Origin of the sequence: Novosphingobium sp. P6W (genome assembly GCF_000876675.2) — a bacterium.
In the GTDB taxonomy this organism is placed as follows: domain Bacteria; phylum Pseudomonadota; class Alphaproteobacteria; order Sphingomonadales; family Sphingomonadaceae; genus Novosphingobium.
This window is the reverse complement of sequence record NZ_CP030352.1, coordinates 1177501-1192137: the sequence shown is the minus strand read 5'-3', so window position 1 is coordinate 1192137 and position 14637 is coordinate 1177501. Positions and strand designations below refer to the sequence as shown.

Annotated in this window: 14 protein-coding genes (1 of these 14 only partly in view); 8 read left to right on the top strand and 6 right to left on the bottom strand. The window is 63.4% G+C overall.

Annotated elements, in window-relative coordinates; all coding sequences use genetic code 11:
* Positions 1-16: 16 nt before the first annotated feature.
* Entirely contained in the window at positions 17-838 is an 822-nt protein-coding gene (locus TQ38_RS05755; protein WP_043975570.1) for an SDR family NAD(P)-dependent oxidoreductase, read from the bottom strand.
* 150 nt (positions 839-988) lie between these two features.
* Between TQ38_RS05755 and TQ38_RS05750 the strand changes: the two genes are divergently transcribed.
* Complete coding sequence (locus TQ38_RS05750) at positions 989-1750, top strand: SDR family NAD(P)-dependent oxidoreductase (protein WP_043975569.1); 762 nt, start codon at positions 989-991, stop codon at positions 1748-1750.
* A gap of 81 nt (positions 1751-1831) precedes the next feature.
* On the opposite strand, the gene TQ38_RS05745 is transcribed toward TQ38_RS05750, so the two are convergent.
* Both TQ38_RS05745 and TQ38_RS05740 read right to left on the bottom strand, forming a co-directional pair.
* Positions 1832-2545 (bottom strand): SDR family NAD(P)-dependent oxidoreductase, encoded by a 714-nt coding sequence (locus TQ38_RS05745; RefSeq protein ID WP_052505724.1) that lies wholly within the window; start codon positions 2543-2545, stop codon positions 1832-1834.
* Positions 2542-3555 carry an NADP-dependent oxidoreductase gene (locus TQ38_RS05740; RefSeq protein WP_043975567.1) on the bottom strand — a complete coding sequence of 338 codons (1014 nt, stop codon included), beginning with the start codon at positions 3553-3555 and terminating at the stop codon, positions 2542-2544. The genes TQ38_RS05745 and TQ38_RS05740 overlap by 4 nt, the downstream gene beginning before the upstream one ends.
* Positions 3556-3704: 149 nt before the next feature.
* Between TQ38_RS05740 and TQ38_RS05735 the strand changes: the two genes are divergently transcribed.
* The 5 genes from TQ38_RS05735 (at position 3705) to TQ38_RS05715 (ending at position 8008) form a co-directional block, all read left to right on the top strand.
* Positions 3705-6017, top strand: a complete 2313-nt coding sequence (locus TQ38_RS05735) for a TonB-dependent receptor (RefSeq protein ID WP_370059787.1) — start codon at positions 3705-3707, stop codon at positions 6015-6017.
* 85 nt (positions 6018-6102) lie between these two features.
* Positions 6103-6867 carry an SDR family NAD(P)-dependent oxidoreductase gene (locus TQ38_RS05730; RefSeq protein WP_043975626.1) on the top strand — a complete coding sequence of 255 codons (765 nt, stop codon included), beginning with the start codon at positions 6103-6105 and terminating at the stop codon, positions 6865-6867.
* Positions 6868-6931: 64 nt separating this feature from the next.
* Positions 6932-7273 (top strand): hypothetical protein, encoded by a 342-nt coding sequence (locus TQ38_RS05725; protein ID WP_043975566.1) that lies wholly within the window; start codon positions 6932-6934, stop codon positions 7271-7273.
* A gap of 232 nt (positions 7274-7505) precedes the next feature.
* Positions 7506-7712, top strand: coding sequence for a cold-shock protein (locus tag TQ38_RS05720; protein ID WP_043975625.1), 207 nt, complete (start codon positions 7506-7508; stop codon positions 7710-7712).
* Positions 7713-7798: 86 nt separating this feature from the next.
* Positions 7799-8008 (top strand): hypothetical protein, encoded by a 210-nt coding sequence (locus TQ38_RS05715; protein ID WP_043975565.1) that lies wholly within the window; start codon positions 7799-7801, stop codon positions 8006-8008.
* 30 nt (positions 8009-8038) lie between these two features.
* Here the strand turns inward: TQ38_RS05715 and TQ38_RS05710 are convergent, their stop codons facing one another.
* Positions 8039-9046: an NADP-dependent oxidoreductase gene (locus TQ38_RS05710; protein WP_043975564.1), complete on the bottom strand. Its 1008-nt coding sequence runs from the start codon at positions 9044-9046 to the stop codon at positions 8039-8041.
* A 155-nt stretch (positions 9047-9201) separates the two neighbouring features.
* On the opposite strand from TQ38_RS05710, the gene TQ38_RS05705 reads away from it, so the two are divergent.
* Together TQ38_RS05705 and TQ38_RS05700 are read left to right on the top strand one after the other, a co-directional pair.
* Entirely contained in the window at positions 9202-11664 is a 2463-nt protein-coding gene (locus tag TQ38_RS05705) for a TonB-dependent receptor (protein WP_043975563.1), read from the top strand.
* Between the two features lie 235 nt (positions 11665-11899).
* On the top strand, positions 11900-13975 hold the full coding sequence (locus tag TQ38_RS05700; RefSeq protein WP_043975562.1) for a M13 family metallopeptidase: 2076 nt from the start codon (positions 11900-11902) through the stop codon (positions 13973-13975).
* A gap of 45 nt (positions 13976-14020) precedes the next feature.
* Here the strand turns inward: TQ38_RS05700 and TQ38_RS05695 are convergent, their stop codons facing one another.
* Together TQ38_RS05695 and TQ38_RS05690 are read right to left on the bottom strand one after the other, a co-directional pair.
* Complete coding sequence (locus TQ38_RS05695; protein ID WP_043975561.1) at positions 14021-14449, bottom strand: nuclear transport factor 2 family protein; 429 nt, start codon at positions 14447-14449, stop codon at positions 14021-14023.
* 85 nt (positions 14450-14534) lie between these two features.
* Positions 14535-14637: the final stretch of a Rieske (2Fe-2S) protein gene (locus tag TQ38_RS05690; RefSeq protein ID WP_043975624.1), read on the bottom strand. Its footprint extends 248 nt past the window's final position; only the last 103 of its 351 coding nucleotides appear in the window; its start codon lies beyond the right edge, outside the window; the stop codon is at positions 14535-14537.

Sequence of the window (14637 nt, the reverse complement as noted above, 5' to 3'; positions counted from 1 at the left end):
CCCAGGAAGCTCTAATTCAATTCGCTCCCATAGCAGCCATTACGGCCGCGTCGATCTCCGACTTCATGGGATTGCGCCGAAGGGTCAGGCCGCCGTTCACCTGCAGGTTCTCACCCGTCATGAAACACTCGTCGCTGGATAGCCAGACGACAGCGGCGGCGATGTCGGCCGAGGTGCCGATGCGGCCTAGAGGATAGCCTGCAAGGAAGGCGTCGAACAGTCCGGGCACCTGCTTGGCATCGGACGTCATCGGCGTATCGGTCAGGCCCGGCGAGATGGAATTCGCCCGCACGCCCTCGACGCCGAACTCATGCGCGACGCAGCGGATCACGTGGTCCGCGCCGGCCTTTGTGCCCATGTAAGCGGCATGGTCGTTCAGCATGATCGTGGCGGTAGCCGAGCTGATCTGAATGATCGAGCCGCCCTCGCCGCCCCGGCTGCGCGCCATCTTACCGACCATCGCCTGATAAAAGTGGAACGGCCCGACATATTGCAGCATGGTCATCGCCATCAGCTCGTCATGGGTGGTTTCCAGAAAGCCCTTCAGCAGGCCCCAGCCGGTTGCATTCACGGCGATGTCGATGCCGCCCAGCGCCTGCGCCGCGCTATCCGCCAGAGCATCGACGCTGGCTTTATCGGTCAGGTCGCAGGAGGCCCATGCACAGTCATGCTGCGCAGCAAAGTCGGCGAGGACGTCTTCCTTGCGGCCTGAGACAAGCACGCTTGCGCCCTCGTCCATCAGGCGCCGGGCGATGATCTGTCCCATATTCCCGGGGCTGCTGGCACCAAGGATGACGGCGCGCTTGCCGTCAAGGCGTCCCCGTTCAAAACCCGCCATGCGAACTCTCCTGTTTTGCGTTATCGCCCGGTGCGCTAGCACGGCTGGCCGGCGACCATTCCTGACTAAACTAATAGTGGCCTCGCCGCCGCCCAGGGCCGAAAGCATGCAGGTACAAAGAACGCCGCGCGTGGCAGAGGAGCGCAATACATGGATCTCGGACTGAAAGGCCTCAAGGCCATTCTCGTAGGCGCGAACGGCGGCATCGGCCGCGTGGTTGCGCGCGTACTTGCCGCTGAAGGCTGCGATATCGCCATCTGCGGCCGTTCAAAGGACAAGGTCGACAACGTCCTTTCCGAAATCGCTAGCTCGGGTGTGAAAACCTATGGCCAGACGGCCGACGTGACCCAGGTCGATGCGGTCCCCGCCTTCGTCGACAAGGCTGCCGAAGCGCTTGGCGGCTGCGACATCTTCATCAGCTTCACCTCGACCAACCTTGGCGAAGACACCGACGCAGCATGGGAAGCGGTGCTGCAGGCCGATATCCTGCCGATGCGCCGCGGTATCGCCGCAGCCCGCCCGCACCTCGCCAAATCGGACAACGCCTCGATCGTGTGCCTCAGTTCGACCGGCGCCGTCGAGGAATTCATGGGTGTCCAGCCCTACAACGCTCTCAAGGCCGCAGTCATGAACTACGCTTCCTCGCTGGCGCAGGCGCTCGCCCCCGAAGGCATCCGCGTGAACTGCTTCACGCCCGGCCCGGTGATGACCGAGGATGGTCCCTGGACTCACCTCAAGACCGCCGCGCCCGATTTCTACAATGCGACGCTGGCCAACATGCCTTCGGGCCGCTTCACCACCGGTGAGGAACTGGCCAAGGCGATCGCATTCGTCGTCTCGCCTTCCTGCAAGGCGATGACCGGCGCGAACATCGTGGTCGACAACGGCTATACCAAACGCACCCAGTTCTGACGGTTCCCTCCTCCAGAGGAAACAGTGCGGCGGGCCTTCTCGAAGGTCCGCCGCTTTTTTATTGGCAGTGCCGCTTTATTATCAGTGCCGCACCATCGCACCGCCATCCACCCACAGGCCGTGGCCGGAAACGAAGCGCGCATCCTCGCTGCACAGGAATGCCACGACATCGGCGATGTCTTCGGGCTTGCCCAGACGCCGCAGGGGAGCCTTGCCTTCCCAGAAGGTGCGGTATTCCGGCATCTGGTCGAAAGCCGGGGCGGTCATCGGGGTGTCGATGGCGCCCGGCTGAACGCAGGTGGCCGTGACACCGAAAGGCCCCAGTTCCGCCGCGATCGACTTGGTCAGGCCCAGCACCGCGTGCTTGGAGGCCGAGTAGGCGCACAGCCCCTCGTCGCCGTAAGTCGAAGTGGTGGAGCCGATGGTGACGATCCGCCCTGCCCCATGCGCCTTGAGGTGCGGCGCAGCCTCGCGCACCAGCCGGAACACGGCGATCAGGTTTACGTCGAGCACGCGCTGGAAATAGGCATCATCGTGCCCCTCCAGTGGATGGAAGGTGCTGATCCCGGCGCAGGGCACCACGATATCCAGCCCGCCCATCCGCGCGATCGCCTCCGCTACCAGCCGCGCGTTGGCATCCGCGCCGGTGAGGTCGGCCACGAAATCGACCTCGCCCTGGATGTCGGCGGTGAAGACCTGCGCCCCGTCCGCCGCCAGCCGCGCTGCCACTGCCGCGCCGATGCCCGAAGCCGCGCCGGTGACCACGGCCTTTCGCCCCTGAAGCCGCATACTCATGCGATCTTCAACACGAGCTTGCCGGTGTTGGCGCCGGAGAACAGGCGCATGAAGGCCGGATAGGCGTTCTCCAGCCCGTGCTGCACGTCCTCATCGGCGCGCAGCTTTCCTTCGCCCAGCCACTTTGCCATCTGCGCGCCGCCCTCTGCAAAGCGGCCCGCGTAATCGGCGATCAGGAAGCCATGGATCGTCGCGCGGCGTGCCAGCACCTGCCACAGGTTTCTCAAACCCAGCTTTTCCGGGCTGTTGTATTCGGCGATGAGGCCGCACAGCACGATCCGCGCATGGTGGGCCAGAGTGAAGACTTCCGCCTCGAGCACCGGGCCGCCGACGTTCTCGAACACCACGTTGACGCCGCCGGGCGCCGCCTCGGTGATCGCGGCCACAAGCGCATCGTGATCCTTGCCCTTGTAGTCGATGGCCGCGTCGAAGCCGTAGTCCTCGATCAGGCGGCGGCACTTGTCCGCGCCGCCGGCGATGCCCACCACCCGGCAGCCCATGATCTTGCCGATCTGGCCCACTGCCGAACCGACCGCACCTGCCGCGCCCGATACCAGCAGCGTTTCGCCCGGCTGGGGCTTCGCCATTTCGCTAAGGCCAAAGTAAGCCGTCAGCCCCACCGCGCCCAGCGCCGAGAGATAGTTCGACGGCGAGGCCACGGCATCGACGTCGATCGGCATGGTGAAGCCACCCGGCATCGCCACTGAATAATCCTCCAGCGCGTTCAGGCCCATGACCCACTGGCCGACCGGAAAGTCGGGATTGTCGGACGCATGGACCACGCCCACCGTCGTTGCGCGCACCGGATCGCCCAGCGGGATCGGCGGCATGTAGCTTTCCGCGTCGTCCATCCATCCGCGCTGCGCCGGATCGAGCGAGGCATAATGGTTGCGCACGACGATGCCGCCCGCCGGAACTGCGGGAATGTCCTGAGCCTCTAGCTGGAAGTCTTCGGGGACGGGCGAACCTTGGGGCCTGCGAGCAAGCAGGAAGCGCCGGTTTTCGGCCATGGCATCAATCTCCTTTTCAAATCGACTGGTCGAACTTCACGCAATTTGCCGCACCTGTGCAAATCGACAGGTAGGCGGCGGCGCAATATGTTCCATAGTGCACAGGCAATGACGGCCGGGAAAGCAAACGGCCGCATGGGAGGATAGATATGATGGCATCCGCACATGTTCGCGGAGCGTGGTCTGCCACGCTCATCAAGCTCGCTCTGGGCACCAGCGCACTCACCTGTGTTTCCGCGCCGGCCTTCGCCCAGGACGCTGCTCCGGCAGCTACTGCGGTCGATCCGAATGAGATCATCGTCTCGGCCCGTCGCCGCTCGGAAACGCTGCAGGAGACGCCGGTCGCCATCACCGCGATCAACGCAGCGATGCTGGAAAACAAGGCCTCGGCTAACATCGGCGACCTTCAGGGCGCCGCACCGGGCCTGCTTATCACCCAGCAGAATTCGGGCGCGCAGGCAGCCAACATCTCTATCCGCGGCCTGACCTATGCCGACATCGAAAAGTCCCAGACTCCGACCGTGGGCGTCGTGGTAGACGGCGTGACCATCGGCACCAACACCGGCCAGTTGCAGGACGCCTTCGACATCGCCCAGATCGAAGTGCTGCGCGGCCCGCAGGGTACCCTGTTCGGCGCCAACACCATCGGCGGCGTCATCAACATCACCCGCACCAAGCCGACCATGGAGCCCGGCGGCAAGGCCGAATTCACCTATGGCCGCTGGAACACCTGGGCCGGCAAGGCAATCCTCAACTACGGCGACGGGGAGACCTGGGGCGTCAAGGCCTGGTATTTCCACAACGAATCCGACGGCTTCTACCGCAACGCCATCCGCAACACCCGCGCCGGCGGCAGCAAGGCCGACAGCTATGGCGGCAGCCTGCTGTTCGAACCGGCCGGATCGGGTTTCGACGCCCAGCTCACGGTCGAGAACGTCGAGCAGAGCTTCGAGCCGGTGGTCAGCAACCTCACCAACAGCACGGAACTGTTCTGCGGGCTGATCGCCGCCAACGAGTGCGGACGCAACAATACCACCGATCTCTACACCGTCTTCACCCTGCCCGCGAAGAGCACCTACAAGGCGCCTAACGCGACATTGCAGATGAATTACGACCTGGGCGACATCAAGCTCAGCTCGATCACCGGATGGCGCCATTCCAAGGAAGCGCAGACCCAGGACTTCGACGGTTCGTCGAGCGACCTGTACTATGTCGACCGCCGCCAGAAGTACACGCAGTGGAGCCAGGAACTGCGCGCAGCAGGCAACCTGTTCACTGGCTTCGACTATGTTGTCGGCGGTTATTATTTCCACTCGAAGTACAGCCTGACGCAGTGGACCCGCTTTTTCGGCTTCGACCCGTCGGTTTCGCCGATGGAATTCGACCAGAACCCGCAGACCAACCTGGGCAAGACCACCAGCTATGCCTTCTTCGGCGACTTCAACTGGGCCTTCGCCGACAAGTGGCGCCTTTCGTTCGGCGGCCGCTGGAGCCATGACAACAAGAAGCTGACCAACCGCTTCGCGCAGGCCGGGCTGATCGGTTCGGGCGATGCGAACTTCACCAAGTTCACGCCCAAGATCGGCATCGATTATCGCCCCAGCAGCGACGTCATGCTCTACGCCAGCTGGTCGCGCGGCTACCGTTCGGGCGGCTTCAGCCCCCGCGCCGCCACCGCCGCCACCGCCAGCACGCCGTTCCAGCCCGAGACCGTGGACGCCTACGAAATCGGCGCCAAGTTCTCGGCCTTCGACCGCAAGCTGGAACTGAACTTTGCCGGCTACTATTCCGACTACAAGGACATGCAGCAGAACCTGACCGTGCCGGGCGGCCCGCTGGGCAACCAGACGATCACCGGCAACGTGCCCGGCGGCGCCAGCATCAAGGGCATCGAGATGGACGGCACCCTGCGCATTACGCCGTTCTTCCGCATCACCACCTCGGCCGCGTACATGAAGTCGCACTTCCGCAACTTCATCACTTGCGGCGCGACTGCCAATGCCGCCTCGAACGCCTGCGGCGCCGGGCTGGTGCCGTTCGACTACTCGGCCAACAACCTGATCTACGCACCCAAGTTCACGGCATCGCTCGGCGCAGAATACGAAGTGCCGACCAGCTTCGGCAAGATCGTCGCAACGGGCGGCTGGCGCCATATCAGCCCCTACGACGAGCAGATCTCGCAGGATTCGCTGACGCCTCTGCTCAACGGGGCCGGCCAGACCACTGCGGTGACCGTCAACGGCAACGACGCCCGCGTGCGTACCACAACGCAGGATCTCCTCGACGCCAGCCTGACCTTCAACTTCGACGTGGGCGACAAGGAAGCATACTTCCGCTTCTTTGGCCGCAATCTGGCCAACGAAAAAACCACGACGCACGCCTTCACCGTGGCCGGACTGTTCTCGTTCGGCATGGCGCTGGAGCCGCGCACTTACGGAGCGACCGTCGGCGTGAAGTTCTAAGACTTACCCGCCCTTCAGGGCAACCATAGGGGTGTCCGGCTGTTCTTTGCCGGGCACCCTTATGATATTGAAAAGGAACATGATTATGGGCCGTCTCGAAGGCAAGATCACTCTGGTTACCGGCGCAGGCAACGCGCGCGGACTGGGCGCCGCCACTGCGCAGCGCTACGCCGAAGAAGGCGCCTTCGTGTATGTGACCGACCTCGACCTTGCCGGCGCGCAGGGTGTGGCGGCGTCCATCGTCGACGCTGGCGGCCAGGCCGAAGCGCTGGCACACGACGTCACCACCGAAGCGTCGTGGGACGAAGTGTTCGCCGCCATCGAGAAGGGCCACGGCCGCCTCGACGTGCTGGTCAACAATGCGGGCATCGCCGTGCTCAAGCCGATCGCCGAACTGACCGCCACCGACTGGTCGAAGCAGAACAAGGTCTGCCTCGACAGCGTGTTCTACGGCACCCAGCGCGCGGTCGCACTGATGCGCAAGGTCGGCCAGGGCGGCTCGATCGTGAACCTGTCCTCGATCGGCGGCCTTGTCGGCGTGCCGATGTGCGGCGCCTATGCGGCGGCCAAGGGCGGCGTGCGCATCTTCTCCAAGGTCGTGGCGATGGAATGTGCGGCCGAAAACATCCGCTGCAATTCTGTGCACCCCGGCATGATCGAGACCGCGATGCAGGACGTCGCGCGGCGCGACAACCCGGAAGGATTCAAGGAGATCGTCGGCAGCATCCCGATGAAGCGCATGGGCACTCCGCTCGATATCGCCAACATGAACCTGTTCCTCGCCAGTGACGAGGCCAATTACGTCACCGGCGGCGAATTCACCGTCGACGGCGGCGTGACCGCGATGTGATGTGCCGGATACCGGGGCGCGGCAGCTTGCGAGCGCCCTGGTAGCGGTATAGGGCACGCAGACTATGGCAAAAGCGGATCGTCTCGAACGTCTGGACACTCTTCGGGCAAGTCTCGAAGAAGACTACCTTGCGGCACTGATCGCAGCCCTGCGGGTAACCGCATCAGGCAAGTGGGGCCTGTTCGGCCACAATGCGGATCGCGTCGCCCGCGCCGCTGCCGCGCCCACCATCGAAGCCCTCACCGAACTGGGCGAGGAAATCGACGCCGCGCGCGAACAGCTGTTCATGGAGCCGTTCGAACTGCATCAGCAGTTCCTCGCCTCACGCGGTCCGGTGGACGCCCAGGCCGTGGGCGAGCCCAAGCAGGCCCAGGCCTGGCTGACGAAACTGACCGCCGCCGGATAGCGATGCGGGGGGCGTTGCTCTCCCGCTTCCGGCCTTGCACTTCCGGAATGTCGAGACCGGCCCACCCAATAATTGCATTTTGTGCAAATACGGCCTATGGCACCCGCTGCTGACGTCGCGTGCGACGGACCATCGGGCAGCCATGCTGCCACCTTTGTCCCTTACGAGCCTCATGAAGCCGGAATGTGCCGCGATGGCGCATGCCGTTATGCGTCGGACAAAGGATACCGATATGACTACTGGAACCGTGAAATTCTTCAACGCCGACAAGGGTTATGGCTTCATTGCGCCTGAGACCGGCGGCGACGACGCCTTCGTTCATATCTCGGCCGTTGAGCGCGCCGGCATGGACACCCTCAGCAAGGACCAGCGCGTTTCCTATGAACTGGAAACCGACAGGCGCGGCAAGACCTCGGCCGTCAATCTTCAGCCTGCCTGAAGATTGAGTGTGAGTGCGGATGTTTCAGAACATCCGCACCGCTTTACTCGCCCCTTGGCCCGCACTGTTGAACGAGAATCTCATTCATGATTGATCCCAGCTCACGCCCATTCCTTATCAAGAAGGACGCGGACGGCCATTTTCGCCTCACCGTGAGAACGACCCGCTATAATTCACAGGGTTATCCGCTGGTTACGGCTACTCTACAGGACGAATTGTTCAAGACCGCAAATGCCGCTCGGGCATTCGCGCAGGAGAACTTCAAGGCCAAGCCCGGCGAATACTCCACCAAGTAAGCCCCCCTGTGCGGTGGCGGATGATCGGCATTACAGCCGGACCACGACCTTGCCGATGTTCTTGCCGGTCAGCATTCGCTCGTAGGCGGTCAGGACGTTTTCCAGGCCGCCGGTCTCGTCGAAACGAACCGAGAGCTTGCCGTCATCCAGCCATTCGCGAAGCTGGGGCATGAATTCGGCGCCGCGTTCGAGGAAATCGGGGATGAAGAAACCCTCGATCCTTAGCCGCCGCATCAGGACCTGATCGAACTGCGCCGGGCCGGCCATCGGCGCGTCGTTGTCATAGCCTGCGATCATGCCGCACACCGCGACGCGGCCATAATGCGCCATGTTGCCCAGCACCGCGTCCAGGATCGGACCGCCGACATTGTCGAAGAAGGCATTGATCCCGCCCGGCACTTCGGCAAGCCGCGCGGCGACATCATCGCCCCGGTAGTCGATCGCCATATCGACCCCGATCTCCTCGGTCAGGAACCTGCACTTTTCCGCACCCCCGGCAATGCCGACGACTTTAGCGCCCAGGTTCTTGCCAACCTGGCAGGCGATGCTGCCGGTCGCCCCGGCTGCGGCGGAAACCACCAGCCATTCACCCGCCTTCACCGCCGCCACTTCCTTGACGCCTACGTACGCAGTCCAGGCATTCATGCCGAGCGCGCCGAAGTGCTGGCGAGGATCGGCAACGGTTTCGTCCACCACTTCCAATCCGGTCAGCGCCGGCACCACGGTTGCCACATCCGCCCACTGCCCGAAGCCGCGCACCAACGCGCCGACCGGATAGGCCGCATCGGCGCTGTCGATCACGCGGCCCAGCACGAGGCCGACCATTTTGGAGCCCAGCGGCAGAGGCGGCTGATAGCCATCGGTGCGCGGGCTCATCCACATGCGGGTGCCTGCATCCATCGACAGCCATTCCACCGCGATGCGAACCTCGCCGTCTGCAAGGGCTGCGCACTGTTCCTCCTGCAGGCTTAAAAACCGCGAGAAATCGGTGTTCCCCTGGGGATGGCGATCCAATCGCCAGTAACGACAAACGGTCAATTCAGGTCTCCTCGCGGCGGACCCTTGCCCGCCTGCATCCACGCGCCACCTGTTCAAACTGATAGGCCTATCAGTTTGAACAGGACGCCCCCGAACCTGCGCGGGTCTAGGCAGCAAAAAATAACGATTACAAAATTACATGGGAGGTTTCTGAAATGCGATTCACAAAATCCGTGTTGCTCGCATCGACCGTGCTCGGCATTGCCTTGAGCGCGGCGCCCGCGATCGCACAGGTCGCCCAGGACGACACCGCGCAGCAGTCGGCCCAGACCGGCGGCCTGGGCGACATCATCGTCACTGCACGCAAGCGTCAGGAAACCGCGCAGGACGTGCCGGTCGCCGTGACCGCCATCTCGGCCGAGCAGATCGCCAACCGTGATGTCACCAGCGTCGAGAAGATCACCGCCATCGCACCGCAGTTCAGCGTCGGCCGCGCCTCCAACGGCTCGGGCGCACAGCTGACGCTTCGCGGCATCGGTTCGTCCTCGACCTCGATCGGCATCGAGCAGTCGGTCGCGGTCGTCGTCGACGGCGCTTATTACGGCCAGGGCCGCGTCATTCAGGAAGGTTTCTTCGACCTTGCCCGCGTCGAAGTGCTGAAGGGCCCGCAGGCCTTGTTCTTCGGCAAGAACGCAACCGCCGGCGTGATCTCGATCACCACCGCCGATCCCACCGCCAAGCCCGAGTTCATGATAAAGGGCGGCTACGAGTTCAAAAGCCAGCAGTACCGCGTCGAAGGCTATGCTTCGATGCCTTTGACCGACACCCTCGGCGTACGCCTTGCTGCGCGCTACACCAAGATGGACGGCGGCTATTATCGCAACGAAGCCGACACCATCAACTATACCGAGCTTGATTCCGCTACCGGCAACTTCACCACCCACACCGCCGAGCCTGCCAAGCGCAAGGCCCCGGGCGAAGAGGAATTCCTCGCCCGCGCCACCCTGAAGTGGGAGCCGACCGACCGCCTGACCGTGAACCTCAAGGGCACCATGGACGTGAGCACGGTCAACAACTCCTCGTGGAACTATGTGGCGTTCCGCTGCGGCAATGGCGAAACGTCGCAGCTCAACGGCTATGCCTGCGGCAAGGACTTCGTCAGCCACCAGAACAACATGCCGGCCGACATCGCGGCCAACTATCCTTACGCCAAGAAGGACGGCTCGCTGTACAACAAGTACCGCTCGGCCGGCGGCACCCTCAACGTGACCTATGACGCCGATCTGCTGCAGGTCTCGTCGGTCACCAACTACCAGTGGAACAACAACCGTTGGGCCTGCGCCTGCGATTTCCAGTCGGCCGGCAGCGAGAACGGCATCGGCCCGACCTGGGCCACCGAGAACTCGTCGTGGAAGGCGTTCAGCCAGGAACTGCGGGCGCTGACGCAGTTCGACGGGCCGTTCAACATGATGGTGGGCATGCTCTACCAGAAGACCCAGCGTGATTTCGACCAGTTCGTGCTGACCGGCGGCGTCTCGAACTCCGCGGCGCCCGATGGCTTCCAGTACGTCACTACCGCCAAGAGCAGCTTCACCAAGGGCGAGACCATGGCCGTGTTCGGCCAGGCCACCTACAAGATCCTGTCGAACCTCGAACTGGCCGCCGGCGTGCGCTATTCGGACGAGACGAAGAACAGCTATTTCACCCAGCCTTACAACAACCCGCTGGTGCTGGGCATCTTCCGCGATCAGAACGACCCCGATGGTTTGGGTGAGGTAACCGCGCGCCAGCACTTCCAGAACTGGTCGCCTGAAGCCACCCTGACCTGGAAGCCGACGTCCGACCTCATGGTCTACGGCGCGTTCAAGACCGCCTACAAGTCCGGTGGTTTCTCAAACGGCGGCATCAACTCGAAGTTCTCGACCGACCCGACCGCCGATCTCACCTTCGATCCTGAAAAGGCGCAGGGCTTCGAACTGGGCTTCAAGTCGACGCTGCTGTCCAACCAGCTGCGTTTCAACGTGACCGCGTTCAACTACAAGTATTCGAACCTGCAGGTCGACTTCTTCAACTCGCCGATCTTCGCGTTCCAGACGCTCACTGCTGATGCGCGCACCAAGGGCATCGAAGTGGAATGGCAGTTCGCCCCGAACGGCATCGCCGGCTTCGACATCCACGGCTCGATCAATTACGACAAGGCGCGCTACACCGACTTCCCGCTGGCACCGTGCTTTGCAGGCCAGACCCCGGGTGAAGGCTGCAACCTGTCCGGCAACAGCCGTCAGGACCTTTCCGGCGAGCAGCTTTCAGTCGCGCCCAAGTGGACAGGCAACCTCGGCATCAACTACGAAGTGTCGATTGGTTCGGCCAACAAGCTGGGTCTGAATATCGACTCCAAGTATTCGGCCAGCTACCTCGCCTCGGGCTTCGGCAATCCGCTGTCGCGCCAGAGCAAGTACGTGACGATCGACGCAGGCCTGCGCTTCGGCGCCGAGGACGACAACTGGCAGCTTGCCCTCATCGGCAAGAACCTGACCAACCAGTTCTACGTCACCGGCGTGGTTGACGGTCCTTCGACCGGCGGCGGCACCGGCACGGCCGGAGGCATCAAGGCCGACCAGCTCGGCTTCGGCACCCTGCCCCGCACCGTTATGGTGGAAGTGACCAAGCGCTTCTAAGCCGAAGCGCTTCTGATAAACTACGCGAAGGAGGCGGGGTCCCATGGGCTCCGCCTCCTTTTTTGCATATCCCCTCTCCCCGGAGCCGCTGCCACGGCGGGATATTTATTGCGCAGCTGCGTAATTTTCTCACGCACGTCGGTTGGCCCGGACGGCAAGAGCGGCTAGGCCAAAGCCCATGAACCCGGCGCGGGCCTCCATGCGTTGTGCCCCTGCCGCCAGAGGATTTTGCCCGATGCACACCACCCGCCTGCTGACTGCGCTGCTGCTGACAGCCGCCGCGCCTCTCTCCATCGCCGCCGCCAATCCCGCGCCAAAGGCAGTCACGCAGACCGCGACTACCGGCATCGACGAAACCGCGATGGACAAGTCTGTAAAGCCGGGTGACGAATTCTACTTGTTCTCCAACGGCACCTGGCTTGCGCGGGCGAATATCCCCGAGGACCGCAGCCGCATCGGCTCGCACACCGTCGCCGCCGATGAGACCGAGCGCCAGCAGATGCAGCTGATTTCCGGCATCCTTGCGGCGAAACCGGCCGCTGGTACGGACAAGGCCCGCGTGGCCGACTACTGGCGCGCCTACATGGACACTGCCGCGATCGACAAGAACGGTCTCGCCCCGCTGAAAGCCGATTTTTCCCGCTATGCCGCCATCGCCGACAAGGCGCAGCTGGTCCGCGTACTGGGCGACCAGACCGAGAGCGACCTCGATCTGTTCAACAATAACAACGACATGGCGACGGAAAACCTGTTCGGCCTGTTCATCACCAAAGCCCTCAAGAGCGATGAGGTAGTGCCCTATCTCTTCCAAGGCGGCCTCGGCCTGCCCGACCGGGAATACTACGTCTCGAACGAAGCGCGGATGGTCACTCTGCGCGGCCAGTACAAGGCTTATGTCGCCAACCTGCTGCGCCTCTCTGGCATCGACCAGCCAGAGGTTCGCGCAGGCCGCATCCTCGATCTGGAAACGAAGATCGCCAAGGCCCATGCCAGCAAGGCCGATGTCGCCGACTTCACTGCCGGAGGCACGCTATGGACGCGGGCCGACTTCGCGAAGAACGCGCCTGGCATGGACTGGGAAGCCTACCTCGACGCCGCCCGGATGCCGCGCCAGCAGTCGTTCGATGTCTACAGCCCTGCAGCCGTGACCGGCATCGCCGCGCTGGTCGCATCCGAGCCGCTGGACGCCTGGAAGGACTGGCTCGCCTTCCACCGCATCAACGCCAACACCGACGTGCTGTCCACGAAGATCGACGCGCTGCATTTCGCCTTCTTCGACACCGCGCTGTCAGGCACGCCGCAGCAGCGCACGCGCGAAAAACGCGCCCTTTCCTCGGTCAACGCAGACCTGGGCAATGCGCTGGGCAAGCTCTACGTCGAGGCCTATTTCCCGCCCTCGGCCAAGCATCAGGTCGAAGAAATGGCGACCCATATCAAACACGCCTTCGCCCGCCGCGTCGACGCGCTGGACTGGATGTCGCCGGCCACGCGCAAGGAAGCGCGCGCCAAGCTGGACGGCATGGTCGTCAGTGTGGGCTACCCCGACACCTGGCTCGACTATTCGATGGTCACGATCAAGCCCGGCCAGGCGTACGCCAACCGCATGGCGGCGATCCGGGGCAAGACGCTGCAGCAGCTGGCGAAACTCGGCAAACCGCAGGACCGCGGCGAATGGTGGATGAACCCGCAACTCGTCAACGCCGTGAACCTGCCGGTGCAGAACGCACTCAACTTCCCCGCCGCGATCCTGCAGAAGCCGTTCTTCGACCCTGCCGCAGACCTCGCCGCCAACTACGGCGCAATCGGTGCAGTCATCGGCCACGAAATCAGCCATAGCTTCGATTCCAGCGGGGCGGCGGTCGACGCCACGGGCACGCTGCGCAACTGGTGGACCGCCGAGGATCTTGCCCATTTCGAAACGCAGAGCCAGGCCCTCGTCGCCCAGTTCGACGCCTATGCGCCTTTCCCCGACCTGCACCTTAACGGCAAACTGGAACTGGGGGAAAACGGCGCCGACGTAGCCGGCCTGGTTGCCGCCTATGATGCCTACCGCGAGGCGCTGGGCGGCAAGGAATTGCCCGTGGTAGGTGGCTACACAGGCGACCAACGCTTTTTCATCGCCTATGCGCAGAGCTGGGCCAGCAAGGACCGCGAAGGCGCGCTGCGCCGTCAAGTGATCGGCAATGCCCATGCACCGGGCCAGTACCGCACATTGACCGTGCGCAACGTGGACGCATGGTACAAGGCCTTCGACGTAAAGCCGGGCGACGCACTCTACCTGCCGCCGGAAAAGCGCGTGAAACTCTGGTGAATTGAACCGTCGTCCCGGACCGGGTCCGGGACGACGCCTTTGGTTTCAGACCCCCTTGGGCCCGTGCTGACGGTGGATATTGCGAAACGAACGGCTCTTGAAGTGCCATTTTCCGTCCAGCTTGACGCAGGTATCCTCATAGACACCCCGGTCCCGCATGGTCACGCCGCCCTGATCGTAGACTTCTGAAGTATAGCTGCGCATCACCGCACTTTCCCCGTCCACCTCGATCGAGCCGGGCCATGCCTCGAACATGATGCCGGGATAGGCCTTCATCGCCTCCACCCACATGCCGACGATCGCTTCCCGGCCTTTGGTAGTGCCGATCTCGGGATAATCGGGCAGCGACCACTCGGCGTCCTGCGCCCAGGTCGCGCCCCAATCGCCCGCATCGCGGCGCGTCACCGCATCGGCATAAGTCTCAAGCAATTCGCGAATGGCGAGGCGGTCCTCGAACGGGCCGGTATAAGGCATCTTGGCATTCTCCCAATGTTTGACGGAGATGCTAGAGGCTGACAGGCCCGCTGAAACCTATGCCTTGTGGCAGGCGAAAATCAGTTCAGACCCCCACCGGCCGCTCGTCTGGCCCCGGCGCTGCATCCGGCACCGCAACCTCGATCATTCCGTTTTCGATACGCAGCGGGAACACGCGCAGGTCCGCA

Excerpts from the sequence above, each read along its gene's own strand:
- TQ38_RS05755 (WP_043975570.1), bottom strand. The coding sequence starts at position 838 with ATGGCGGGTTTTGAACGGGGACGCCTTGACGGCAAGCGCGCCGTCATC.
- TQ38_RS05750 (WP_043975569.1), top strand. The coding sequence starts at position 989 with ATGGATCTCGGACTGAAAGGCCTCAAGGCCATTCTCGTAGGCGCGAAC.
- TQ38_RS05745 (WP_052505724.1), bottom strand. The coding sequence starts at position 2,545 with ATGAGTATGCGGCTTCAGGGGCGAAAGGCCGTGGTCACCGGCGCGGCT.
- TQ38_RS05740 (WP_043975567.1), bottom strand. The coding sequence starts at position 3,555 with ATGGCCGAAAACCGGCGCTTCCTGCTTGCTCGCAGGCCCCAAGGTTCG.
- TQ38_RS05735 (WP_370059787.1), top strand. The coding sequence starts at position 3,705 with ATGATGGCATCCGCACATGTTCGCGGAGCGTGGTCTGCCACGCTCATC.
- TQ38_RS05730 (WP_043975626.1), top strand. The coding sequence starts at position 6,103 with ATGGGCCGTCTCGAAGGCAAGATCACTCTGGTTACCGGCGCAGGCAAC.
- TQ38_RS05725 (WP_043975566.1), top strand. The coding sequence starts at position 6,932 with ATGGCAAAAGCGGATCGTCTCGAACGTCTGGACACTCTTCGGGCAAGT.
- TQ38_RS05720 (WP_043975625.1), top strand. The coding sequence starts at position 7,506 with ATGACTACTGGAACCGTGAAATTCTTCAACGCCGACAAGGGTTATGGC.
- TQ38_RS05715 (WP_043975565.1), top strand. The coding sequence starts at position 7,799 with ATGATTGATCCCAGCTCACGCCCATTCCTTATCAAGAAGGACGCGGAC.
- TQ38_RS05705 (WP_043975563.1), top strand. The coding sequence starts at position 9,202 with ATGCGATTCACAAAATCCGTGTTGCTCGCATCGACCGTGCTCGGCATT.
- TQ38_RS05700 (WP_043975562.1), top strand. The coding sequence starts at position 11,900 with ATGCACACCACCCGCCTGCTGACTGCGCTGCTGCTGACAGCCGCCGCG.
- TQ38_RS05695 (WP_043975561.1), bottom strand. The coding sequence starts at position 14,449 with ATGCCTTATACCGGCCCGTTCGAGGACCGCCTCGCCATTCGCGAATTG.